The following is a 201-nucleotide window of genomic DNA, read 5'->3' as shown; positions in this document are numbered from 1 at the left end:
GAAAAAAGCCCCGCTGGAGGTCACCAGAAAGATGATGTCACTTCAGGAAGAGACTTATCTTGATCATGCTCAATCCGTGGCAATCCGTTTGTTTCCGGTGAATTCCACGCTGGGCATTGCCGAAGGGATTGAGACCGCCTTGTCCTGTAAGCAGATCTACAAGGTGAATACGTGGTCAACCATGAACGCCGGACATATGGC

General features: G+C 50.2%; 1 pseudogene. It reads left to right on the top strand.

Features of this window, described 5'->3' with window-relative positions:
• Positions 1–201, top strand: a pseudogene (locus Xhom_RS38305) (DNA primase); the annotation flags it as partial.

The organism is Xenorhabdus hominickii, from assembly GCF_002632725.1.
Lineage (GTDB): Bacteria > Pseudomonadota > Gammaproteobacteria > Enterobacterales > Enterobacteriaceae > Xenorhabdus > Xenorhabdus hominickii.
The sequence above is the reverse complement of the archived record's forward strand: the minus strand, read 5'-3'. Positions and strand labels throughout refer to the sequence as shown.